General features: G+C 47.5%; 23 protein-coding genes and 1 pseudogene. 2 read left to right on the top strand and 22 right to left on the bottom strand.

Annotated elements, in window-relative coordinates; genetic code table 11:
• Positions 1-24: 24 nt before the first annotated feature.
• The 8 genes from ACFYU8_RS01125 to ACFYU8_RS01090 all read right to left on the bottom strand — a co-directional run bounded on the left by ACFYU8_RS01125 (position 25) and on the right by ACFYU8_RS01090 (position 6550).
• The gene (locus ACFYU8_RS01125; RefSeq protein ID WP_390296610.1) at positions 25-834 is read right to left on the bottom strand and encodes a purine-nucleoside phosphorylase; all 810 of its coding nucleotides are present in this window, start codon (positions 832-834) and stop codon (positions 25-27) included.
• A gap of 60 nt (positions 835-894) precedes the next feature.
• Complete coding sequence (deoB, locus tag ACFYU8_RS01120) at positions 895-2067, bottom strand: phosphopentomutase (RefSeq protein ID WP_390296612.1); 1173 nt, start codon at positions 2065-2067, stop codon at positions 895-897.
• A gap of 118 nt (positions 2068-2185) precedes the next feature.
• A complete protein-coding gene (gene xerD, locus ACFYU8_RS01115) occupies positions 2186-3073 on the bottom strand; it encodes a site-specific tyrosine recombinase XerD (RefSeq protein WP_390296614.1) in 888 nt (295 codons plus the stop codon).
• Between the two features lie 93 nt (positions 3074-3166).
• Positions 3167-3406, bottom strand: coding sequence for a YqzK family protein (locus ACFYU8_RS01110; RefSeq protein WP_106837597.1), 240 nt, complete (start codon positions 3404-3406; stop codon positions 3167-3169).
• A gap of 156 nt (positions 3407-3562) precedes the next feature.
• The gene (fur, locus tag ACFYU8_RS01105) at positions 3563-4027 is read right to left on the bottom strand and encodes a ferric iron uptake transcriptional regulator (RefSeq protein WP_007720739.1); all 465 of its coding nucleotides are present in this window, start codon (positions 4025-4027) and stop codon (positions 3563-3565) included.
• Between the two features lie 94 nt (positions 4028-4121).
• On the bottom strand, positions 4122-4748 hold the full coding sequence (gene spoIIM / locus ACFYU8_RS01100; RefSeq protein ID WP_016739960.1) for a stage II sporulation protein M: 627 nt from the start codon (positions 4746-4748) through the stop codon (positions 4122-4124).
• 67 nt (positions 4749-4815) lie between these two features.
• Positions 4816-5988 (bottom strand): endonuclease Q family protein, encoded by a 1173-nt coding sequence (locus tag ACFYU8_RS01095; protein WP_390296616.1) that lies wholly within the window; start codon positions 5986-5988, stop codon positions 4816-4818.
• Positions 5989-5992: 4 nt separating this feature from the next.
• Entirely contained in the window at positions 5993-6550 is a 558-nt protein-coding gene (locus ACFYU8_RS01090; protein WP_390296618.1) for an NUDIX domain-containing protein, read from the bottom strand.
• A gap of 106 nt (positions 6551-6656) precedes the next feature.
• Here ACFYU8_RS01090 and mciZ point away from each other — a divergent pair.
• A pseudogene (mciZ, locus tag ACFYU8_RS01085) lies at positions 6657-6710 on the top strand (Z-ring formation inhibitor MciZ); the annotation flags it as partial.
• A gap of 7 nt (positions 6711-6717) precedes the next feature.
• Here mciZ and ACFYU8_RS01080 read toward each other — a convergent pair.
• The 10 genes from ACFYU8_RS01080 to ACFYU8_RS01035 form a co-directional block, all read right to left on the bottom strand.
• Positions 6718-7911, bottom strand: coding sequence for a DUF3866 family protein (locus ACFYU8_RS01080; RefSeq protein ID WP_390296620.1), 1194 nt, complete (start codon positions 7909-7911; stop codon positions 6718-6720).
• 145 nt (positions 7912-8056) lie between these two features.
• Entirely contained in the window at positions 8057-9178 is a 1122-nt protein-coding gene (locus tag ACFYU8_RS01075; protein ID WP_173620182.1) for a M20/M25/M40 family metallo-hydrolase, read from the bottom strand.
• Positions 9179-9269: 91 nt separating this feature from the next.
• Positions 9270-9686, bottom strand: a complete 417-nt coding sequence (gene mce / locus ACFYU8_RS01070) for a methylmalonyl-CoA epimerase (RefSeq protein ID WP_390296622.1) — start codon at positions 9684-9686, stop codon at positions 9270-9272.
• 331 nt (positions 9687-10017) lie between these two features.
• Positions 10018-12168 carry a copper amine oxidase N-terminal domain-containing protein gene (locus tag ACFYU8_RS01065; RefSeq protein ID WP_390296624.1) on the bottom strand — a complete coding sequence of 717 codons (2151 nt, stop codon included), beginning with the start codon at positions 12166-12168 and terminating at the stop codon, positions 10018-10020.
• A 241-nt stretch (positions 12169-12409) separates the two neighbouring features.
• Positions 12410-13747 carry a dihydrolipoamide acetyltransferase family protein gene (locus tag ACFYU8_RS01060; RefSeq protein ID WP_390296626.1) on the bottom strand — a complete coding sequence of 446 codons (1338 nt, stop codon included), beginning with the start codon at positions 13745-13747 and terminating at the stop codon, positions 12410-12412.
• A gap of 20 nt (positions 13748-13767) precedes the next feature.
• Positions 13768-14751: an alpha-ketoacid dehydrogenase subunit beta gene (locus ACFYU8_RS01055; protein WP_390296628.1), complete on the bottom strand. Its 984-nt coding sequence runs from the start codon at positions 14749-14751 to the stop codon at positions 13768-13770.
• Positions 14752-14764: 13 nt separating this feature from the next.
• Positions 14765-15757: a thiamine pyrophosphate-dependent dehydrogenase E1 component subunit alpha gene (locus tag ACFYU8_RS01050; RefSeq protein WP_390296630.1), complete on the bottom strand. Its 993-nt coding sequence runs from the start codon at positions 15755-15757 to the stop codon at positions 14765-14767.
• 18 nt (positions 15758-15775) lie between these two features.
• Entirely contained in the window at positions 15776-17197 is a 1422-nt protein-coding gene (gene lpdA / locus ACFYU8_RS01045) for a dihydrolipoyl dehydrogenase (RefSeq protein WP_390296632.1), read from the bottom strand.
• A gap of 138 nt (positions 17198-17335) precedes the next feature.
• A complete protein-coding gene (locus tag ACFYU8_RS01040; protein ID WP_390296634.1) occupies positions 17336-18427 on the bottom strand; it encodes a Glu/Leu/Phe/Val dehydrogenase dimerization domain-containing protein in 1092 nt (363 codons plus the stop codon).
• A gap of 233 nt (positions 18428-18660) precedes the next feature.
• On the bottom strand, positions 18661-20730 hold the full coding sequence (locus tag ACFYU8_RS01035; protein WP_390296636.1) for a sigma 54-interacting transcriptional regulator: 2070 nt from the start codon (positions 20728-20730) through the stop codon (positions 18661-18663).
• A gap of 215 nt (positions 20731-20945) precedes the next feature.
• Here ACFYU8_RS01035 and ACFYU8_RS01030 point away from each other — a divergent pair, with 215 nt between their 5' ends.
• On the top strand, positions 20946-21206 hold the full coding sequence (locus tag ACFYU8_RS01030; protein WP_390296638.1) for a DUF2627 domain-containing protein: 261 nt from the start codon (positions 20946-20948) through the stop codon (positions 21204-21206).
• On the opposite strand, the gene ACFYU8_RS01025 is transcribed toward ACFYU8_RS01030, so the two are convergent.
• Genes ACFYU8_RS01025 through steA form a run of 4 tightly spaced genes read right to left on the bottom strand, consistent with a single transcriptional unit; the run spans position 21203 to position 24533 of the window.
• Complete coding sequence (locus tag ACFYU8_RS01025) at positions 21203-22126, bottom strand: UDP-N-acetylmuramyl pentapeptide phosphotransferase (protein WP_390296640.1); 924 nt, start codon at positions 22124-22126, stop codon at positions 21203-21205. The genes ACFYU8_RS01030 and ACFYU8_RS01025 overlap by 4 nt on opposite strands.
• Positions 22108-22800: a glycosyltransferase family 2 protein gene (locus tag ACFYU8_RS01020; RefSeq protein WP_390296642.1), complete on the bottom strand. Its 693-nt coding sequence runs from the start codon at positions 22798-22800 to the stop codon at positions 22108-22110. The genes ACFYU8_RS01025 and ACFYU8_RS01020 overlap by 19 nt, the downstream gene beginning before the upstream one ends.
• Entirely contained in the window at positions 22787-23341 is a 555-nt protein-coding gene (locus ACFYU8_RS01015; protein WP_390296644.1) for a copper transporter, read from the bottom strand. Before ACFYU8_RS01015 ends, ACFYU8_RS01020 begins: the two co-directional genes overlap by 14 nt.
• Positions 23342-23366: 25 nt before the next feature.
• On the bottom strand, positions 23367-24533 hold the full coding sequence (gene steA, locus ACFYU8_RS01010) for a putative cytokinetic ring protein SteA (RefSeq protein WP_390296646.1): 1167 nt from the start codon (positions 24531-24533) through the stop codon (positions 23367-23369).
• Positions 24534-24640 lie beyond the last annotated feature (107 nt).

Below are 24640 nucleotides of genomic sequence, written 5' to 3'. Positions count from 1 at the left end.
TGTTAATCCCTCCGAATCCGTTACTTACATTTTGGCTACGATACCGTTAACTAGAGCCAGGAATTGCGATTTTACCTTTTCTGTTGTTTCCATTACTTCATCATGGGACAGAGGCTGTTCTAAAATACCTGCTGCCATGTTGCTAATGCACGAAATACCGAGCACCTTAACACCCATATGTCGTGCCACGATTACTTCTGGTACAGTTGACATCCCTACAGCATCCCCACCCAACAGACGGAGCATACGGATTTCTGCAGGAGTTTCGTAGGTAGGACCGAGCAGACCTGCGTATACACCTTCACGGAGTTGGATTCCTTGCTCGGACGCAACTTCATGTGCCAGCTTGCGGAGCTGTTTGGAATAAGCCTCAGACATATCTGGGAAGCGTGGTCCCAATTCTTCATCGTTTGCACCGATCAATGGATTGCGGAACGTCATGTTGATGTGATCGGAAATCAGCATGAGGTCGCCTGGATTGTAGCCTTCGTTAATTCCGCCAGCCGCATTGGTCACAATAATGGTTTCTACGCCGAGTAGCTTCATGACACGAATCGGGAAAACAACGGCATCCAGACCATGTCCCTCATAAAAGTGAAAACGACCTTGCATCGCAACGACTTGCTTGCCTTGCAGCTTGCCAATCACGAGTTGTCCTTTGTGGCCGACAACGGTGGACACAGTAAAGCCAGGAATTTCATGATAAGGTATGATCACAGGATTTTCGATTTCATCTGCCAAAACACCCAGCCCTGATCCGAGTACGAGACCAATCGTAGGTTTTTCTGTTAGTTTCGGTTCGATATATGCTACTGCATCATGGAAATTTGCCAATTCAACTCTCTCCTTTTTTGTGTTTCTTCTATTATATAAATGTTTATTTTTACTTAACCTTTATAAATGATTAAGGAAGCTCTTCCCAATCACTGGAGCAGTTACCTCAAAATTGTCTGCGATGGTCGCACCCAAGTCCGCAAATGTTTCACGGATACCCAAATTTTGTCCAGCTTGAATACCCTTGTTATAAACAAGCAACGGAACGTATTCTCTCGTATGGTCACTGCCATGATGTACAGGATCGTTTCCATGGTCTGCAGTGATTACCAGCAAATCATTTTCTTGTAGCGCTTCCAAAAGCTCTGGAATACGAGCATCGAACTCCATCAATGCCTGACCATACCCTTCTGGATCGCGGCGATGACCGAACTTCGCATCGAAGTCCACGAGATTGACAAAAGAAAGGCCTGTAAACGATTGTTTCATCGTGCCCAGTATTTGATCCACACCGTCCATGTTATCTTTGGTACGGATAGATTGGGTAACGCCCTCTTCTGCGTAAATGTCGCCGATTTTGCCAATCGCAATAGAAGCAAGTCCAGCATCTTGCAAACGATTCATGACTGTCGGAGCAAATGGCTTCACGGAATAATCGTGGCGATTTGCTGTGCGGCTAAAATTGCCTGGCTGTCCAACAAATGGACGCGCAATGACACGAGTAACGGCGAATTCATCACGAAGCGTCAACTCACGAGCTACCTCACAAATATGGTACAGCTCTTCTAGCGGAACAATCTCTTCGTGCGCTGCCACCTGGAATACACTGTCCGCAGACGTATAGACAATCACTGCACCAGTATTCATATGCTCTTCACCAAGCTCGTCGAGAATGTCCGTTCCCGAAGCAACCTTGTTCCCGAGCACCTTGCGACCGATACGTTGCTCAAATTCCGAGATCAGCTCTTGTGGAAATCCGTCTGGATACGTGTTAAACGGAGTAGAAACATGCAGACCCATGATTTCCCAATGACCAGTCGTTGTATCTTTCCCCATGGAGATTTCCTGCATTTTTCCATAATGGGCCATAGGGATTGCTACTGGCGCAACGTTTTGGAGTGGTGCTATATTTCCCAATCCTAATTTTTGCAAGTTGGGCAATGAAAATCCTGCAACACGTTCTGCAATATGACCTAAGGTGTTCGCTCCTGCATCATTGAACTTAGGCGCATCAGGTTGTTCGCCAATCCCTACGCTGTCCATGACGATCAAAAAAACTCGTGAATACTGCATCTTAACGCCTCCTGTTTACCAGTCATTCGATTCTACAACCAAGTCGTCAGACGTCTGACCTGATTCAGAAAATTTTTCTCCGCCCAACAATCAGGCGGAGTCGATCGTTTTTTCATACTCATGCTCGCGGATGCGTCTTTGCATAGATGTCCTTAATCCGCGTTCTGGTCACATGTGTGTAAATCTGGGTGGTTGAAATATCAGCATGCCCAAGCATTTCTTGAACAGAGCGCAAATCGGCTCCATTTTCCAGTAAGTGAGTGGCAAAAGAGTGGCGAAGCGTATGGGGTGTAATCTCTGCACGGATGTTTGATTTTTGGGCATATCGTTTGATAATTTTCCAAAAACCTTGCCGTGTAATTTGTTTGCCCAAGTGATTCAGAAATAATGCATTATCGCCAGTTCCTTTTACCAGCTTGGGGCGCCCTGCCTGTAAATAGTGACGAACCACTTGAATGGCAACCGAGCCTAACGGAATGATTCGCTCTTTTGATCCTTTTCCCATGCATTTGACAAAGCCCATATCCAGATTTACATCAGCACTATCCAGATTGACTAACTCCGAGACACGTATGCCTGTCGCATATAAAAGCTCAAGCATCGCCTTGTCCCGCAGCCCGGCAGGATGATTGACAGGAGGACTTTCCAAAAGACGTTCCACTTCCTCAACAGAGAGCACTTTTGGCAAGCGTTTCTCGATCTTCGGTGTTTCCAGATGAATGGATGGGTCTTTCTCTATGTATTTATCCCGAATGAGAAACTGATAAAACGCTCGTATCGATGCCATATTGCGAGAAAGCGTCGCTGTAGCACGTCCTTTTTCCCGTAAAACAAGCAAGTAACCAATGATGTGCGTACGAGTAGAATCTTCTATTCGAGCGACACCTTGCTCCTGTAAATACGAGGTAAAGGCCACCATATCCCGTTGATAGGATTCCAGGGTATTTCTCGATAGCCCTTTCTCCACTGTCAGGAAATGAATAAACTGATCAATCAGACTGTCCATGAAGCTGTCCCCTTCAGCTGATAAGTATCTTGTATTGCTTTCCACAAAGAAAAAGAAACTCCTGCTTCTCCAGATAAAAAACTCAAACTTGCATTACTCTCCCATTAAAAAAAAGAGCTGTAGTCGTGCGACATATCCGTCAAAATCCTGTGCCTGAGAGGTATTGATGACTTTTACTACCTTCACCGCATTTCCATGTGGTTCATGATAAGGGTTTGCCGGAAGAAATTTGTCCGCCAGCAAAGTAATGATGCCGTAGGAGAGCAAGGTGCAGGTAATGAAAAGAAGCAAAAAACGAAGCCCCTCCATCAAGCGGCGATAAGAGACCTTCATCCGTAAGCCTCCTTACAGACTTTCTTTCATTTATATGCACTTGTCCCTTGCTCCATTCGAATCGATCCTCACCTAGGATTCCACAGGAATAGATCTGCCATTACAAAAGCTCCCAAGGAAAAAAGAAAAACTTCTCCGTTCCCAGAGAAGTCGACTTTATTTGAAGTCCTCCACATTCACTTTATCTACACAACGATTGCAGATTCCGTAAAAGGTCAATCGGTGGTCGGTAATATAAAAGTTGTAAACATTCTTGACTTTTTCTTCTGCTGTGACAAGCAGATCTTCAAAAATTTCATCCACCGTACCACAATTGAGGCAAATGAGGTGATGATGGTGATAGGCAGCATTATCATCACGAAGATCGTAACGAGCCACGCCATCGCCAAAATTCATTTTATGAAGGATCTTCAGTTCGCTCAACAACTCTAATGTCCTGTATACGGTAGCAAGCCCGATTTCCGGGGCTTTATCCTTCACCAACAAGTAAACATCTTCCGCGCTCAAATGATCTTCTTCATTCTCCAACAACACGCGAACAGTGGCTTCACGCTGTGGTGTCAGCTTGTAGTTTTGTGAATGCAACTGCTGCTTAATTTTCTCTAATTTTTCTTCCAACATTAATGCCCCTCCCCGCTCGCATGAAACCTGTTCCTATTATAGTAGAGGGGCATCGAATAAGTCAAATGCATAAGTTATTACCTGAGAATTATTCTTAATTAAGTACAAGCTGCATCAGCCTGGGTGAAATGAAGGTTTCAAACAAGGCTGCTATCGTCAATACCGCCAGCATGCTAAGAACAAGGACGGTATAGCCCATAAAATGAGGCATGATGACATCTCTTTTGCTAAGCACTCTCGTCCGGATGAGTCGAAGGGAAAATGAAATTCCGCTAACACCTACAATAAAAAGGGCAGGGACGACTAATAAATTTTGCGGGAGAACACCCACCATGGCAAATGTTACGCCTTGCCATTGAAGTTGACTCACCAAAAAACCGACGGTGAAACCAACCACGACCCCTTTTAAGAAGAGCATCAACAAAATCATGGGCAACCCAATGATGGACAACCCTAGGACCCACATGATCGCGATGGTCTTGGCATAATGACCAAACGCCTGCTGAAAATGGGCACTGGTCTCAGGGATTCCATCACTGCCAAGACTGTTAAAAAAATATTGCAGAAAACCGTACAGCTCCTGCTTCTGTGATAGTGGCAATGAATTGACGAGGACGGCTCCGAAAATAATGCCCATCGTAAACAGGACGATCGTGAACCAGTAGAGTGACTGATGTTCTCTCGCATAGGATTGGATAGTTTGTCCGACTCGTGAACGCACACTTCGTCGCCTCCCGCTTCGCTGATTACTGTACAGCTTATGCGGACGAGTTCTCCCCTATGACACCCTACATTGGGACGATCTTTCCGTATGTACCGGCGCCCCCTTTTTGGACAGACAGCTTTCCTTCTCTCGCTTGCACGATAAGCGAAGCGATTTTCTCTCCGACAACATGGGTGAGCTCTTCTTCGTTCACGCGATGCAATACATTCATCTGTGTACCAAACGACCGATACAGCTTGTCCAACAATTTCGGACCGATTCCTGGAATGAATTCCAGCGGGATTTGCTCGATATAAGGAGGACGGAACGCCGGATGCTTGCCTGTTTCTACATCCGCCAGCTGATCAATGCGCGCTGCAACCCCTCGCACAATTCGTTGGTAACCGCATTCCGGACATTTGCCTGAAGCATCAGCCGATAGTAAAGACTGGCACCCTTGGCACGCCGTCTGATGATATTTGCCAAGCTCGGGGTGCAAACCGTAGTTCATATGAACACCTCTGCCACCGATGCGCTTGATTACTTTCGACCACTCTGCGAAGGAACGCTCTTGCATATACATCGCTTGATATTCTCTGCCAATTTTCGCTAGTGAATGGGCGTCTGAATTTGTGAGAAAGGTTTTGTCATGAAGCTCGGATATGCGGTCTGCCATGTTGGTATTCGCACTCAATCCCAGCTCAACCGCATAGATGAGCGAAGGTTCAAGGACTTCTACCATCGAATCCGTACAGCTCCCATACAAGCCTTTATGCGGCGTAAAAATATGTGCCGGGATCAAGAGGCCTTGCAATTGCTGGACACAGGCTTGTAATTCCATAAGCGATGTATAGATACGCTGAGAACTCAAATGCACATTTTTGCAGCGTTCAGACAGCCAGGCGGTAAATTGCCTCATATCTCGTAACTTCGGCAAATAAACAAGAAAATGAGCTGCACCACGTCCTGGCTCTTTGATTTCAACTTCGCACCCCACTATCAGCAAAGTATCTTTGTAGGAAATTCCTCCATCCTCATGTTCAGTCGCTAATCCCTTCTCCAAGAGATCTATCAGCTCATCCTGAACCTCCGGTGAATGCGCATCGATGATCCCTATGACATCCATCCCTTTTTTATCCGAGGCTTCCTCCAAAATTTTGGTGAGCGTCATTTGGCGGGAAGCCGTTATTTTCACAGGTTTCCCCGTCCACGTCCCTCCGATATGAATATGCATGTCGCAAAAAAAGGAACGCAGCATGGTACTAGCCACGTTCACGAAGCATTTTATTTTCCCACGCAAACAATGCCACTACCGTCTTGGCATCTCGAATTTCTCCACTTTGATGCAGGGCATGCGCTTCTTCCAGTGTCACTTCCAGCACATCGACGAACTCATCCTCGTCCGGCTTGCTTTCTCCTTTTTTCAAACCAGTGGCAACAAAAACGTGTAAAATTTGATCCGCGAAGCCTGGCGATGTGTAGAAAGAGCTGAGCGGTGTGTACTGACTCGCTACGTAACCGGTCTCTTCTTCCAGCTCCCGCATCGCACATGCAAGTGGCTCTTCCCCCGGCTCTAGCTTTCCTGCTGGGATTTCCACGATGCTACGCTCCAATGCTTTGCGGAACTGACGAACCACAACCATCTTGTTATCATCTGTTATCGGCAATACGGCAACCGCCCCTTGATGATTCACGATTTCTCGCTTGGCTGTGTTGCCATTGGGCAGAAGCACCTCATCCACCTTGACCTTAATAATTCTTCCGTCATAAATCGGTTGACTGGAAATGGTTTTTTCATATAAATGATCATATTTACTCACTGTCGTCATCATCCTTTTTTACATGAAGTCGTTCTAAATCGTCGATTCCCTCCATAAGTTGGGAGCATAGAGCTTGTCCACCCTATTGTATCGGAGGAGATCATGAATGAAAACATATGTTAGTGAAAAGCAATTGCGTATGGTCGGGAAAGCTTGGGAGATCAAGGCTACACTTCGTTCCTGGTCAAATAAAGACCTAACGCTTCAAGAGTACTTGATGAAGCGGGCGAATGCTGGGCGTCGTTAACTGTTCGGACGATGTAGCCCAGACTGTTTCCTACAAAATCGGCAGCCATCCATGCCGTCTGAAAAGGAGCAGGGTCTTCTTGCCAATTTCGCCCCATCGTAGAAAAGGACAAGCCATACCCCTTTTCCAGTGATGCCAGTTCTGACAGGTCTGGGACTTTTCCCTTTATGAAAATATGCTTCCCCGCAACTTCTATCGCTTTCATTTGCCGTGAAAGGACATCATCTCTTTCATCCCCGAAAATCGGGATCGCAACAAGTACAGGGCAGAGAGCAAATCTGTTTAATATCGAGACTGTATGATGGCTAACACCGTAATGCCTGGTACGTGGATCGCCAAAGCTGATTCTAGGAATAAAAAAGGGCGTTCCACCTAGAGTGGATACGGCATGAATGACCTCAGCCAACTGAATTCCCGAGAAGCCATAAGGGGTACCCGTACCTGCTACCCCAGGTCCCAGCATACAAACAATAATATCGGCATGCTCTACATGGCGTGCTGCCAACAAGCCACTATGAATCGTCAACGACTCGCGATCTCCGCCCCACGCATGTCCTGTCGTCACTGTCGCAGCCAAGCTCCCGTTTGCTTTTAATTGATGGACGTGCTGGCTCAAGGCAATCGGCAAGGATGCGCCGTCTGGCATGACATATACGATACGAGCATTTGGTTTGTATTTATGCAAGGAAAGGACAGCAACAGGCAGAAAACTATGCAGCTCTCCGATCAAAACAGGGGTACCTTCCAAGGATAAGTCTTCTTGCACAAACAAAGAGTGATACGGACTGGCCTGTTCTTCTACCGAATCAACCGCCAGCTGCCACGGCGAATAGCGCATTTTCATGACATGCCCCCACTCATTCGGAAGGACATCGGTTTCCTCTGGTTGGGCAACTTTTCCTACAACAAAGTGATACCCACCTGTCCCCAATTGAAGACGAACAGCAGTTGTATTGATCAAAAGTACATCTCCACTTTTATAATCCTCCTGCAAAAAAGACAACACTCTCTCCATTTTGGGTCCAGCAACTGATTCTGTCCTGACTTCGAGCATCTGCATCCCTGTTTGCTTTTCCAGCACTTTTTGGACCGTCCCCACCGCCAAACGGAGCACGCAGCTTCCTCCTTTCATTCCTGCCTCGTCCCGGAGCTTTCTATTCAGTCTATGATGAACAGTGGTTGTCTCAAACATGCAAACGAGAATGCAAACAAACGAAAAGGCCGGAACCCCTCGCAAGGAGATTCCGACCTTCTTTTGGTTATTCTTGTACTTCTGCAATAACAGCGAGCACCAATTCAGCCGCTTTGTTCAGTTCAGCGATTGGCATGCGCTCGTTTTTCGTATGGATTTCTTCATAGCCGATAGCAAAGTTTACGCTTGGCACGTTGTAGCCGTTAAATACGTTACCGTCGCTACCGCCGCCGCTTGCAACCAGCTCAGGATTGCGGTCAACACGTTTAACTGCCGCAATCGCTTTTTGCACAACAGGCGTTTCTTCGTTGAATTTGTAGCCGTGGTACATAAAAATAACGTCATTTTCGCAAGTCGCACCCATCTCGGCTGCCACTTCTTCAAATGCTGTTGTCATTTTCTTCACTTGAGCTTCCAGCTTGTCCATAACCAAGCTGCGTGCTTCCGACCAAATTTCCACATAATCCGTTACGATATTGTACGCTTTTCCACCTTCAAAACGACCGATGTTTGCAGTTGTGTCCGCATCGATGCGTCCCAGTGGCATACGAGAAATTGCTTTGCTAGCGACCGATATAGCACTGATGCCATCCTCCGGATTCACACCTGCATGTGCTGCTTTACCGTGGATTTTGGTTACGATGCGGTATTGTCCAGCACCAGCTACTGTAATTTTCCCAACCGGGCCTTCTGAATCAAGGATGAAGCCCATTTCCGCTTTCAGCAGGCTGGAATCCATTGCGCGAGAGCCAACTAGTCCAGACTCTTCTCCCACAGTCAGTACGACTTGGATCGTAGGATGCGGCAAGTTTTGCTCTTTCATGCTGCGAATACCTTCAAAGATCGCGGCGATTCCTGCTTTGTCATCCGCACCGAGGATCGTCGTTCCATCGGAATAAATATAACCATCGCGAATTTGTGGCTTGATTCCGTTTCCTGGTACAACCGTATCCATATGACTGCTAAACAGGATAACAGGACCTTTTCCAGTTCCCTCCAAGGTTGCGATCAGATTGTTGGCACCATGCCCCGTTTTGGCTGCTGCGTCATCCTCTTCTACGGTAAAGCCCATCGCAATCAGTTTTTCTTTGAGAACCTTGTTGATCTCTGCTTCGTTCTTCGTCTCACTGTCAATCTGGACGAGCTCTAAAAATTCATTTAACAAACGCTCTTGGTTGATCGTACTCACACTCGTTACCTCCTGATCGTACTGCCCGATTTTGGTACTTATTCACAAGTTCCAGTATACCGCAAAAAAATTTTTTCTACTACGTAAACGCCTATGATTCTTTCGGATATTGGCACAGCTCATACAAAACGCCATTCGCTGCCTTTGGATGCAAAAAGCCAATTAACGCTTCGTGCGCACCTGCTTTAGGAACCTCGTGAATAAGAGGTACACCTTGCTCTTTTAATGTGGCTAAACGGCCCGCAACGTCATCTACATCAAAAGCAATGTGATGAATGCCTTCCCCTCGTTTTTCCATAAATTTCGCAATCGGACTCTCATCACTCAATGGTTCTAGTAATTCAATATGACTTTCCCCGATCTTTAAAAATGCCACATACACTTGTTCGCTCTCTACGATCTCGGTTCCAACCAGCTCCAATCCCAATTGCTCGGTATAAAAGGGAAGCGTCTTTTCCAAGCTTTTTACCGCAATGCCGATATGGGCAATTTTGTTCGGTGCGCTCACGAATCATCATCCTTTTGTAAGTGGTTGTCTCATTGGCTACATTTCGGTACAATTTCAGCATGGGCGAAAAAAAGAAAGCCAATGATATCCTTTTCTTCATTCTAGCACAGCCACTTACAGAATCACCTGATAATTTCCTCGACCTTGAAAGGAGGTTCGATTAGAATGAGACACCAATCGCTCTTTGCAAAAATCCTGATCGGCATTGTAATTCTCTCACTCATTGTTCCCACGTTTTTTTACTTTCAATAAACGAGTGATGCATAAACGAAGAAAAAACCCCTTTCCGACCGAAAAGTGGAAAGGGGTTTTCGTTTGTCCCAGCTAGTTTTTATTTGTGTACATATACGCTGGAAGTTTTCGCATCCCAGCCGACTTTGTAACCAAGATTATCCGTAACGGTACGGATTGGAATCATTGGCATGCCGTTTTTGAGGACAACAGGTGCTGGCAGTTGGATATCCGTATTGCCTACTTTTGCAGTTTTCGATCCAACTGTAAATTTCACTACTTTGGTTCCACTGATAACAGCAACACTTGTATTGTTCCATTGCGTAGTCAGTGCCAGCGCTTCTTTAAAGAATTGGGCTGGAACCATAGTCGTATTTCCATCTGCAAGGTAAGGAGCTACAGAGAGCGGATACGTTTTGCCATGCAGGGTGAAGTTTGCCGTATTTACTTTAAAGGATGCCGAGTTAGTAGGAATAACCGTCGATGGTTGTTGCGGCTGTTGTGGTGTTGGCGTTACAGGCTTTGGTTGAGCCGGGGAAGGCATACCTACACCAACAGCACGCGCGAACAGCAAACCTCTTTCTTCGGAAGTAAATACGCTGATGCTATATGTGTTTTTCACAGCAGGGTTTACGATGTTCGCCGCTGGATTGATCACGATATTAGCGTTTGTTGCCGCTGGAATATCCTGAGACGGATAAATCAGAACGTTTTGTCCACGAACCGCAACAAAATTCGCACCTACACCATTCACAGAAATGTTAGCTGGCGCGATATAAGCCGGTACCTTGTAGCCTACCGGGAATACGACCTCGATGAAATCGCGTTGCTTTTGCAGACCAACACCCAATCCTTTGATTGCCACGTTCACACCGGTCTGCTTGCCAAGTGCATTTTGCGTCAATGCGATTGTTGCCGTGCTGTTATTGGTAGATGTATTTGGAACAGGTACTGGAGTTGTCGGGTTGGTTGGCGTCGGGTTCACCGAAGAGCCACCGATGCTGAAGGATTTGGATTCCAGGGTTCTTCCGGAAACAGTAGCCTTCAACGTATAGCTGCCAGCCGATTTAGGATTCGAAACCCACGCTCCGTAAGTAACTTCAACCTTCACTTTGCTAGTCGCTTTGAAGCCGGTTGGTGCAACCAAAGCAATTCTGTTCCCCATTGCAGTTGCTTTCCTCGCTGATTTCCCATTGAGCAAGAAGTCTGATGCTGTCACAATGCCCGGTACCATATCAGAGGATGGGAACTCAAGAATCAATTCTCCATCTTCTTTCAATTCTTTGCTGCCGAAGTCAGCATCAAACGTGTAGCTAGTGCGAGCTCCTGCAGCTGGATCAGACAGATTAACCGTAAAGCTGTCGGAAGCGCTGCTATTGCTGGAGCCGTTTTTCGTAATTTCGAATTGATCTGACTCATATGTGGTACCATCGTATTTCACTTTAATAACATATTTGTCGCCGGAGCTAGGATTCTCAATACCAGCAGATTTGTCAAATTCCAGCGTAATGTAATCATCTGAGTCTGCTCCACTCGGAATCTTGATATCTACCGAGCTACCGCTAATACTTACGGATTTCGCTTTAGTACCATTTACTTTTACATCGTCTTCATCAATGCTCGAAGGCAGCATGCCTTTCTCCGGGAAAGTGACGGTAATGGTGGAGTTCGTCTCCAGCTCATCACTACCCTTCAGAGAAATTTTGCCGAGTTTGAGGCTTACTTTTTCGCCTGCTGCTTTGCTGCTCAACGTTACGCTGTAATCGTTTTTGGACTTGCTACTGCTACTGCTGCTGGAGCTGCTTTTTTTGATCTCCACTTCGTCGGTGTCAGAGCTCTCATTTTCGGTTTCTACGCTTACATCATATGTACCCTTATCATCAGGATTGGTGATCCCTTTTTTAATGGTAAAAGAAATTTTATCTCCGGATTCAAAATCCTCATCTACCGTGATAATTACTTCATTGTCATCCACTTCAACTTTTTTGACATCGATACCGGAAATATCTTTCTTGCTGATTTTATCATCCACATCGAAATCATCGTCGAACTCAACCGTGATGGTATCTCCGCTCGACAGGTCTTCTTCTAGCGTGAATTTAATATCATAGTCACTTTCTTTACCGGCACCATCATTGTCAGCTGATACATCCAATTTTTCGACAGCATATGCTTGCGGTACTGCAACAAAAGGTGTAGCGGCCAGCGCTGATGCCAGCACTATTGGTAGTGCTTTTTTACTTTTCTTCATGTTTTTCCTCCCATATTTACCGTTAATCTGGAAAATCTCTCTAGCAGGACGCTACCAGTCTACCACAAATGCTATCTGGTGGGAATCTCTTCTATATCATTTATGAGACTTACTGGCTCCAATTGGTAAGACGAGGAAGTCTCCAAAAAAGTTACATACGTAACGATCGATTTGGAAAATTTTTTTTGCGATTCTTTCATCAAAAAACCAGGTCATTACTTGACCTGGTTTCGATGACACCTTAGTACAGCTTGGTATCCGGTCCTACATTCTCAAGCTTTTGCTTAACACTTTGCAGGAATCGCCCACAAATCAGACCGTCCAGCACGCGATGATCTAAGGACATGCACAGATTGACCATTGAACGCACTGCGATCATGTCGTTAATCACGACAGGGCGTTTCACAATCGACTCGACACTCAGAATCGCAGCTTGTGGAGCATTGATAATCGGCTGCGATAAAACAGAGCCAAAGGAGCCTGTGTTGTTAACCGTAAAGGTTCCGCCCGTCATATCATCCATCGTCAATTTCCCTGCACGGGTGCGTGCTGCCAGATCGTCGACTGCCTTTGCGATACCCAGAATCGATTTTTGGTCAGCATGCTTGATGACAGGAACATAGAGAGCATCTTCAGTGGCTACTGCGATAGAGATGTTGATGTCCTTTTTCACGATGATTTTGTCATGTGCCCATGTGGAATTGATCATCGGGTACTCTTTCAACGCTTCCACGACCGCTTTGATAAAGAACGGCAGGAAAGTGAGGTTGAGCCCTTCTTTTTTCGCAAATTCGCCTTTTGCCTGATTGCGGAAGTTAACCAGATTGGTCACGTCTACTTCGACCATCGTCCAAGCATGTGGAGCTTCATGCTTGCTCTGTACCATCCGATTTGCAATCGTACGACGAATGGACGTTACAGGTACAATCTGGTCACCACTTGCAACTGGAATATCTACTGAAGCAGCAGAAGTCGTAGGTGGTGCTTGCGGTGCAGGTGTTGAAACGACAGTAGATGGTGCGACAGCTGCCACGGGAGCCTGCGCAACCGTTTCTTTCACTGTCTCAGCTGGCTTTTGTCCGCCCGCGTCAATAATCGCTTGGACATCCTTGCGCGTAATACGACCGCCTGCGCCTGTCCCTGCAACTCGGGACAAATCAATGCCATGTTGCTGTGAAAGCATGACAACAGCGGGTGAATAACGTTGCTTTGGTCCATCAGCGATTGGCGCTTGCTGAATGGATACAACCGGCGTAGCTACCTTTGGTTGCTCAGTTGCAGGTGCTTGTGGAGCTGTTGTTTCTGTCGTGCCAACAGGCGTTGCAGCAGCACCTTCCGCTCCACTTTCTTCTATATATAGGATCAATGTGCCGACAGCGACTGTCTCGCCTTCTGGCACGACAATCTCAGTGACGCGTCCTGAAACAGTAGAAGGAACCTCTGCGTTTACTTTATCCGTCGTCACTTCAGCCAGTGAGTCGTATTTCTTGACTGTGTCGCCTACATTGACCAACCATTTGCTGATGGTGCCCTCGGTCACGCTCTCTCCGAGCTGGGGCATAAGTACTTTCGTTGCCATGATCCATGGTCCTCCTCGCCTTAAAAGTTGGCCAGCTCGCGCATTGCTTCCAATACTTTTTCCGGGTTCAGCATAAAGTATTTTTCCATTGGCGGGCTGTATGGCATAGCCGGTACATCTGGACCACAAAGACGTTTAATCGGGGCATCCAAATCGAACAGGCAATGCTCCGCTACAATGGCAGCTACCTCGCCGCCAACGCCACCTTCTTTGTTGTCCTCGTGTACGATCAATACTTTGCCTGTCTTCGAAGCCGCTTCTGCAATCGCTTCTTTGTCCAATGGATACAGCGTGCGCAAATCGAGAACATGCGCGCTGATCCCTTCTTGTGCGAGCTTTTCCGCAGCTTGCAGGCAAAAGTGCAGAGACAAACCGTAGGAGATGACTGTGATGTCTGTACCCTCTCGCTTGACGTCCGCTTTACCAATCGGTAGCACATAGTCGTCTTCAGGCACTTCGCCCTTAATCAAACGATAGCAGCGCTTGTGCTCGAAAAAGAGCACCGGATCTTCATCGCGAATGGCTGCTTTCAGAAGACCTTTGGCGTCATAAGGTGTCGAAGGTGCCACTACTTTCAAACCAGGGGTATTCGTGAACATCGCTTCCACTGATTGCGAATGGTACAATGCACCGTGAACCCCGCCACCGAATGGGGCACGAATCGTGATTGGGCAATGCCAGTCGTTATTTGAACGATAGCGCATTTTCGCCGCCTCACTGACAATTTGGTTCACAGCTGGCATAATGAAGTCCGCAAACTGGATCTCCGCGATTGGACGCATACCGTAAGCTGCCGCCCCAATCCCTACACCGACAATAGCCGATTCAGCCAGTGGCGTATCAATCACGCGCTCTTCGCCAAACTCTTCAATCAATCCGTTTGTCGCACGGAAAACCCCACCGCGTACGCCAACGTCTTCACCGAGGATAAACACATTGGAATCGCGACGCATTTCTTCACGCATCGCCATTGTAATTGCATCAATAAAAGAAATGACTGCCATAATAGATCCCCCCTTATTCCCCGTATACGTATGTCATTGTCGATTCTGGTGTTGGATATGGCGCGTTTTCTGCGTATTCAGTGGCCTCATCCACTTCCAGCTGTACGCGGGCAAGCATATCCGCTTCCTTATGCTCGTCCAAGAGTCCGATCTCTCTCAAATAGGCAGCGAATACAATCAACGGGTCCTTTTTCTTCGCTTCTTCCACTTCTTCTCTCGTACGATACACACGATCGTCATCGTCACTCGAGTGCGGAACAAGGCGATACATAACAGCTTCGATCAGTGTTGGCCCTTGACCACTTCGCCCACGTTCAACCGCTTCTTTCATGACACGGTATACTTCAATCGGATCGTTTCCGTCCACACTGACTCCTGGGAAGCCGTAACCGATCGCGCGGTCTGCTACACTTTCACAAGCCAACTGCTTATTCAGTGGTACAGAGATCGCGTATTTGTTGTTTTCGCAGAAAAAGATAACTGGGAGCTTGTGGACACCCGCGAAGTTCGCACCTTCGTGAAAGTCCCCCTGGTTGCTGGAGCCTTCTCCGAACGATGCATACACAACAAAGTCTTTTTGCTTCATTCTACCTGCTAAAGCCATACCGACAGCGTGTGGCACTTGGGTAGTCACAGGGCTTGAGCCCGACAAGATATTGTACTTCTTGCCACCGAAGTGACCTGGCATCTGTCTTCCACCGCTATTCGGATCTTCTGCCTTCGCAAAAGCGGACAGCATGCAATCACGGGCTGTTTGGCCAAAGACCAGCACCAAACCAAGATCGCGATAGTAAGGGCATAAGAAATCCCTGTCTTTTTCCATCGCAAAAGCTGCCCCTACCTGAGCTGCTTCCTGACCCTGGCAGGAAATCACGAACGGTACTTTGCCCGCACGATTCAACAGCCATTGGCGCTCGTCAATTTTTCTGGCCAATAGCATGTAATAATACATGTCAAGGACTTGCGCATCGGTTAATCCCACTTGCTCATGCCGCTTGGTTGTCATCGTTACATTCCCTCCTTGCTAATTGTGTATCGCTTTTCCGTCGACAGCCTGTGCTGCCTCCATGATTGCTTCTGATAAGGATGGATGCGGGTGAATCGTCTGACCGATCTCCCACGGAGTCGCATCTAGTACACGGGCCAAGCCCGCTTCGGAAATCATATCTGTCACATGTGTACCGATCATGTGAACCCCTAACAAATCATTGGTCTTGGCATCAACGACCAACTTCACAAAGCCGTCATTCTCACCGTGGATCAGTGCTTTACCCAGCGGTTTAAAGCTGAACTTGCCGATTTTCACATCATAGCCTTGTTCTTTTGCTTCTTTTTCAGTGAGTCCGACATTTGCGACTTCTGGTCGGCTATACGTACATTTCGGAACCTTGGTGTAATCCATCGGGTGCGGGTTTTGTCCAGCCATATGCTCCACGGCGAGTATTCCTTCATGCGAAGCAACATGTGCCAATTGCAGACCGCCAATGACATCACCAATCGCATAAATATGAGACTCTGCGGTCTGGAAAAATTCATTAACCACGACTACGCCACGCTCGACTTTGATTTCTGTTGCTTCCAAACCAATGTTTTCTACATTTGCTTGGCGTCCTACTGATACGAGTACCTTTTCGGCTTCGAAGGTTTGGACTCCATCCTTGATTTCCGCCTGAATAGAGACTTTGCCTTCCCCTTTTTCCAACGATTCAGGCAGCACCTTTGCTCCCGTCACGATGTTGACTTTCCGCTTTTTCAACAGACGAGCCAATTCCTTGCTCACTTCTTCATCCTCAAACGGCAAAATACGGTCGGCGTACTCCACAACAGTTACTTCCACACCGAAATCATTGAGCATGGAAGCCCACTCAATCCCGATGACACCGCCACCAACGATGACAACAGAAGCAGGCAATTGCTCCCACTGCAACGCTTCATCGCTTGTTACCACATAAGAGCCGTCGATGACCAAACCGGGAAGTGTGCGTGGACGAGAACCTGTTGCAAGCAAAAGGAACCGTGGAACGATCATTTCTTGATCCCCGTTTTCCTTTTCAATGCGCACAGCACCTGCCTGCGGAGAAAAAATGGAAGGCCCCATCACTCTTCCAATGCCCTCAAAGACAGTAATGCTGCCTTTTTTCATCAAGTACTGAATCCCTTTGTGAAGTTGGTCGATGATGCCTTGCTTACGCTCTTGTATTTTCGTGAAGTCATAGCCTACAGTACCAGCCGAGACTCCGTATTTGTCAGCTTCCTTCAGGGTGGAGAATACTTCTGCACTGCGCAATAACGCTTTGGATGGGATGCAACCACGGTGCAAGCAAGTACCACCGAGCTTTTCTTTTTCCACGATTGCTACCTTCATTCCAAATTGGGAAGCGCGGATTGCCGCTACATAACCGCCGGTACCTCCCCCGAGGACGACTAGATCAAACTCTTGAGACACCACGATCTCTCCTTTCATTCGGAAAGCTAACTTGTGTATTTACGAGAATATGAATATTCAAAGAAAACCGTTTATGTATTCCTGACCGCCCTTCCTAGAAGAGCGGTCAGGAGTATGAACTTTATAGAAGAAACGAGATTAGCGCTTGTAAACAGTCTTGCCGTTTTGCAGGAAAGTATTACGTGATCTTGCAAGACTTGCAATGCGTTCTTCCGCCATGCGGTCAGCAGCTTTGTAGGAAGGCACGCCATCACGTTCAGCGATTTCGTAAATTTTCAGGATGCTGTCATAGATCGTTTCTACTTTTTTCAGTGCACGCTCGCGGTTGTAGCCTTGCAGCTCGTCTGCCACATTGATTACACCACCAGCATTGATCACGTAGTCAGGTGCGTAGATCAGACCTTTTTCGTGAATTTGGTCGCCGTGTCTTTCTTCTTTCAGCTGGTTGTTAGCTGCTCCTGCAATCACTTTTGCTTTGAAGAGTGGAATGGTGTCATCGTTGATGATCGCTCCCAAGGCGCAAGGAGAGAAGATATCGCACTCTACGCCAAAGATCTCGTTAACGCCTACGGCTTTGGCACCGAAATCGTTCACTGCACGATCTACGTTCTCTTGATTGATGTCCGTTACGATCAAATGCGCGCCTTCTTCATGCAGGTGGCGGCACAGATTGTACGCTACGTTTCCTACACCTTGTACGGCTACCACACGACCGGAGAGAGAATCAGAACCGTAAGCCAATTTGGCAGCGGCTTTCATTCCACGGTAGACACCGTAAGCTGTTACTGGGGATGGATTGCCACTGGAACCGAATGCTGGAGAAACACCTGTTACGAAATCCGTTTCCAAGTGAATCATGTCCATATCTGCTACCGTAGTTCCTACATCCTCAGCAGTAATGTAACGACCATTCAGCCCTTGGATAAAGCGTCCGAAAGCCCGGAACAGCTCTTCGCTCTTATGCTCGCGCGGATCACCAATGATAACGGCTTTACCGCCACCGATATTCAGTCCAGCTGCTGCGTTTTTGTAAGTCATGCCTCGACCGAGGCGCAGTACGTCCACAATCGCTTCTTCTTCTGTTTTATAAGGCCACATGCGCGTACCGCCGAGTGCTGGTCCTAATGTCGTATCATGAATGCAAATGATTGCTTTCAACCCGGAATTTTCGTCTTGGCAAAATACCAATTGCTCGTAATCGTACTTTTGCATGTAATCAAAGATGTTCACTGAAGAAACCTCCCTAGTATCTTTCGTTTTCCGCTTAGGTAAGCAGGCGTAACAGTGGGCTCCATTTGGAGAATTTCCCGTCAAGAAGTATATGCAAAAGTCATGCCAATAAAATCAAACTTATGAAAGCGCTTTATTTACAAGAACGTGGAATGATCATCCCGACGTCAAGTCTGCATTTTTTTGCATATACACGCAAAGATTTGCATGCAATATTTTGCGTAGTTAGTCCATTACTCTTCCTGCACATCCATGATGCCCAATTTTTCCATCTTGTAGTACAAACTGCGAATCGCGATTCCGAGGCGTTTGGCCGCAAGGGTACGATTGCCTTTGGCTGCTGCTAGTTCCCGCAAAATGTGCTGGCGTTCTGCTTTTTCCACTGCTTCTTTTAATGTGGTACCAGTGGTGCCCTCTCGCTGGGTCTCTTCCTTTTTGGTCGAAACGATTCTTCTTTCCAGAGGGGGCAAATGCTCCGGCATAATGATTCGCTCGTTGATCCGCATATGAATCATCGCCCTGCCCAGTACATTCTCTAGCTCTCGTACATTGCCTTGCCAGTGATAGGACAGAAGCATCTGCAATGTTTCTTCATGCAGCTCTTCTACATTTCTTCCGTACTCCAGATTGGCTTTTCGTAGCAGATACAAAGCAATGGGCTTAATATCTTCCAAGCGCTGTCTGAGTGGAGGAATATGAATCGGTACGACGTGGAGACGATAATACAAGTCTTCACGGAAACGTCCCGCTCCGATAGCCGCCTCCAGATTCACATGGGTAGCCGCAATGACGCGAACATCGATGTTGATTGGCTTCGTTCCGCCGACTCGCACTACCTCTCGCTCCTGCAGGACGCGCAAAAGCATGACCTGCATACTCATGGATAGCTCGCCGATCTCGTCCAAAAAGATCGTTCCACCGCTCGCTTCCTCAAACAGCCCCCGCTTTCCGCCTCGACGCGCACCTGTAAACGCGCCTTCCTCATAACCGAAAAGCTCACTCTCCAAGAGACTCTCTGAGATCGCTGCACAATTGACGCGGATGAATTGGTTGTATTTTCGTTCACTTGCATTATGTATGGCGTGGGCAAATAGTTCTTTCCCTGTTCCCGATTCACCACGAAGAAGGACAGTTGCAGGTGTTAACGCCGCTTTTTTGGCTTGCTCGATCGCTTGTTGCATCGGCTCACTATAGCCGATTATGTCTGCAAAGCTATATTTTGCCTCCAGATTGCGGATGATACGACGAGCTTTCTCCAGCTCTTCTGTTAGGCGCTTGAATTCGGAGACGTCGTGAATGACGCCAACGCTGCCTTTCAGCTCCCCATCGACCACAACAGGTGCAACATTGACCATGACGTCCTTGCGTTTTGGTCCCAATTTCATGGGGACGCCCCTCACTGCCTTCTTCGTTTTCAGCACTTGCATATGCATGCTATCGCCTTCAGAAATGTCTACCGTCGCTGGCTTGCCGATGATATCATCTTGCGAATAGCCCGTTAGCCTCGTGTAGGCCGGGTTGATCAGAAGTCCATTTCCGTATTGGTCAACGACAGATATCGCTTCATCCGAAGATTGAATGATTGCTTGCAGCATGCTCTGCAACTCTTTCAAGTTCGTCACTTCTTCTGCCAAAGCCATGATTTCTGTAATATCACGGAAAATGGCAACAGCTCCGACAACTTCTCCTCGATCATTGCGAACGGGTACGCGGTTTGTAATAATTCGCGTCTGATTCGGCAAGACTTGCTCCTGATTCAATTCGGGAGAGCCTGTCTTTAATACAATATGTAACCGGGTGTTCGGTATACGCTCCGCAACTTTTGTATCCAGCACTTCACTCGCCTCGATGCCCATCAATCGCTCTGCAGCTTTGTTGAACAACGTAATAATTCCTTGGCGATTGACCCCGATGATCGCGTCATGCGTGGAGTCCAGCATCGTTTCCCGCTCCCGCTGATTTTGCATCAAGACCGCAATCAGCTTGTCGCGTTCCCGTATCAATTTCATGACGATTCTCGTAAACGTTCCTGGGATGAGCACCGTCTTATCGTTCTTTAATTGCCTGAGATGCTCATACTCCCCCAAGTCCCCTGTAGCTTCTAAAATAACATCCAGATCCTCATCCAAATAAGGCCGATAATCTTGATCGACGGGAATCCCCAATGATCTGGCCAGCAGTATGCCTGGAGCGTCCGGTCGTTGATCGACGACGGCAACGACTTGTAATCGGTCCATCTGGTTTAGCATCCGCAGGAGTGCTGTTCCACCACGTCCCGCACCAACGATGAGCAGCTTGTGCATGCGAGAGACCCCTCACTTTTTGAACAACCTCTTTACGATCTTACTCGTTACCATTGTACTCCAACAAACCGTTGATGGACAGGCGTTCTTCCCTAACGTGCGCTCGTTCGTGTGCTATAGGTACGGTGGACAAGGCAGTCCGCATCCGATATGATGAAAAGACCATGCTGTAACTGTCGAGGAAGTTCAGCGCTAGAGAAAGGTGTGAACCACCCTTGGTTTTTCAGAAGATCATTGCACTCTTAATTATGGTAATCCCGGCAGCAATCGCCATGTATGGAATCAAATTAATCCGTGACGCATTCTTCCACTCTGCTTCTCCCGATGTCAGCTTTTTATGGGGAAAACTCATTTTAGGTATACTGGCTTTCGCCATCCCTGTATGGTTTATTGCCGGATTTATTCTCCATCACGAGCGCAAAAAAAATCGCGTACAGCCCCGTTTCATGGTTCCTGAACCTGATGACGAGGACTAGACCAAACCGGACGAGCCAGTCTGGTTTTTTTTATTTTCTGCTTCTGTAGCCCTCCCCCATTGATCGAGTCGACGGAGCCAATCGACCTGTTCGATGACACGGGAAAACGAGCAAAATTCTGCCGCTATCTGAAGACACAAGAAAAGAATAAGCATGCTCGCCTGTACATTAATGGGTGTCCCGATGACAAAGGTAAAGCCTACTGCAAATCCCAATGCATTCGACCCTGTATCTCCGAGCATGATTTTGCCGCCAGCGTCATGGGGAAATATGAGCATACTTGCAATAAAAACAGGGATCAAAAAAATCCAATTTGCCATCGTCACACTGGCTCCTCTTGTCCATAGGCCAAAAGCTCCTGCCAGTGCTGTTAGGCACCAAAACACTTTGATCGCCCGTCCAGGCCGCAAATCAAACAAGTTAATGATATTAGGGGAGAGTGCAAGTAAACTAAAGGAAACAATTCCTGCCCACAATGTTTTCGAAAGTGATAAGGAAAGACAAAAAGCCGTGCTTGTCCCACCAATCAGCTTCCACATGCCACTGGTTATTCGCCGCTCTCGCCATAACACTCCGAAATGTCCACGAAAACCTTTTGCATCTCGATCTGATGCGCGATCATCACGCCATCCCCATAATGCCATTGTGAGCATACCCGTTAGAAATAAAAAACCGTGCAGGAGAAGTTCGCTTTTAGCCCCTCTGAGCAAAAGTAGTCCCATGAGCACAATCCCTGTTATAGCGCTCGAACATACGAGGATGAGCCCTCCCGCTGTCAGGACGAGGTCTCCACCGTAATTGAATCGATTCATCCCCAGTGCATGGAGCTTTTGTGTAGCGATTTTATGCAACGGGCGGTTAAGCACTAGCGGAATTACGATCGCGAAGAGCAGCATGAACACTATGATTTTCGTTTCCACTCCTGCCCCTCCCACCATTTCCAGCATAGCGTTCGGCTAATAGCGACAAACTCTTTCCCGCGATGACGGAAGCCTGCCCAATCGTTTTTCGTTTCTCGATGTGAAAAAAAGACAGGGACCTCTGCTACACGATACCCTGCCCGCAAAGCATCGACAGTGAGCCCCACCTCTATGCCAAATCCTTTATCCTGATTCCCCAATCGGTTAAGAAGCTCGCGACGAATTGCCCTTTGTCCCGATAAAGGAGCTCTTGCTTCAAAGCCTGTCAACATCCGGATGCCATGATGGGCCAAGCCCTTTGCTAATCCGAGACCTGCTTTCACTTGTGGAGGCGGAAGAACAGCTACGGCCATATCACAGACATCTTGTAGAACCGGCGCAAGCAAATGGGCGGCTTCTGCTGCGCTGTCTCGCAAATCACCGTCGAGAAGCATGACCACATCCCCACTGGCGCACTGCCAGCCCAGTTGAACAGCAGCACCTTTCCCTTGATTGCGCGGCGCACGAATCACCATATCCGCCCACTTGCTTGCGATGTTTGCCGTCTCATCTTTACTGCCATCATCGACGACGATCAATTCATCACAAAAAAAGCGTTCACGGATGGCACGGAGTGTATCACCGATGGAAGCCTGTTCGTTGAACGCTGGGATGACAACACTAACTTTTTTCACGCGAGCCCTTCCTCTCTGCCAATCTATTTTGCACTTGCTCCAAAAGTGACCATTGTTTTGCAGGAGAGTCTGGCATTTCTACAACCTGAATCCAGGAATTCGCCTGTTTTTCCCGTAGCCAAAGTGGCGCTTGCCTGGCGACAACCAAAAGCACCCCATCTTCCCAACTGTTTCCCTCGCCATAAGAAACCACTTCCATGCCTACTGAATGCATCAGTTGCTTAATCCGTTCAGCAACGTGACCATCCTCCTGCCAAACGTAGACCTTACTTCCCGCAAGTTCATCCACATAGCGTATGCTCATGAGTTGGACAACCTCTTCGTTGCTGCGCGCAACTTCCTTGAGCAATCGATTCATTTGATGCCTTAGTTCATGGTTGCTTTTGAGAGCGTGATCGTACTTTGCTTCCATTTTGGAAAGAATCTCTTTTGTTCCTTGCGAAATCCATGAATGGCCTGCCGTCCCTCCTAACAAGATACCTACCCCAAGTGCGACAAATATGGCAGCAAGTGAAATCAAATGATAGCGGAAGGGTATCATGTATACCTCCATGAAAGTGCGTTGTTCATAAAGCCCAAGTCCGCCACTGCGTCCAGATCATGTGTACAGCATGACGGGCGATTGGATTAATGACGAGCGCGGCTGAAACAGGTAGAAGCATAGCGACTATACACCAACTCCACAGTTTCCATGACTCGCTCGGCCGATAGAGATGACTGACTCCTTTGGCATCAATCAGCTTCGTCCCGATCTTCGTGCGGACCAATAACGTGCTCGCCATACCTTTGCGCCCTTTTTCCAGAAAATCAATCATACTGGTATGGGCGCCGATCGTAACGATCAGTTCAGCCTCCTTTTCGTACGCTAACAGCATCGCTACATCTTCGCTCGTGCCGGGCGCAGGCAAGACATGATACGGTAAACCGAGAGCTTTTACGCGTGTCGTTCCAGGTGCTGTCCCATCCACAAAAGCATGTACGACGATCTCCGCCCCGCTTTGGAGCGCTCTGTCCGAGACGCTGTCCATATCTCCCACAATCAGGTCTGGACGATACCCTGCTTCCATGAGAGCATCTGCACCGCCATCGACTCCGATCAATACAGGATGATACTCCCGAATGTACGAAGAAAGCGTCAATAAGTCCTCTTTGTAATGTTTGCCGCGAACGACGACAACCACATGTCGCTGTTCCATTTTTGTATGTAATCGCACATGACAAAGCGGCTTTAAGAATAGGTCTTTTTCCTTGCTGGCGTACAAAAGTGTATTGTCAATAAACGAAGAGAGTGTGTCATCCAACTTATCGTGTGCTTCATGCCATCGGTTTAAAACGGATGGAACCGTTACTCGCTGCAACCTACATACATGGACCCACTTCTCTTCCAAAAGGATATACAGATTTTCTTCAAGTATCGTTGCATACTTGCCCTCGATCCATTCCATGAACGAATCCGACACATCTACATCCAACACCTCATAGAGTGTGATACTGTTTGTTAAAAGTCGGCGAGCCCCTTCAGCCGGATATTGCCCTGTCATAAATGGCGAGAGGTTGAGGACGACTTTTACTCCTCTTTCCAGTAAGGATTGTGCTGCTATTTCATCAACGTCCGGGTGATCAATGATAGCGATATGATGAGAGTGGAGACGTTTGCACAACTGCTTCGTCTTCAGATCAGCTGCTACGACAGCCGTGTATGAATGTCCTGCAGAACCTTTTTGTTTGCCCACTTTTCCACCTCCGCCCTTAGTATGCTAAATATTTCCTTGCTACATGCAAAAAACCGCCCCACCAAGATGTTCTCCCCACAAAAAAAGAGGCTGTGCATCAAATGCAC

The organism is Brevibacillus sp. NPDC003359, from assembly GCF_042878995.1.
Lineage (GTDB): Bacteria > Bacillota > Bacilli > Brevibacillales > Brevibacillaceae > Brevibacillus.
Note: the sequence above shows the minus strand (reverse complement) of the source record. Positions and strands in the feature narration are given on the sequence as shown.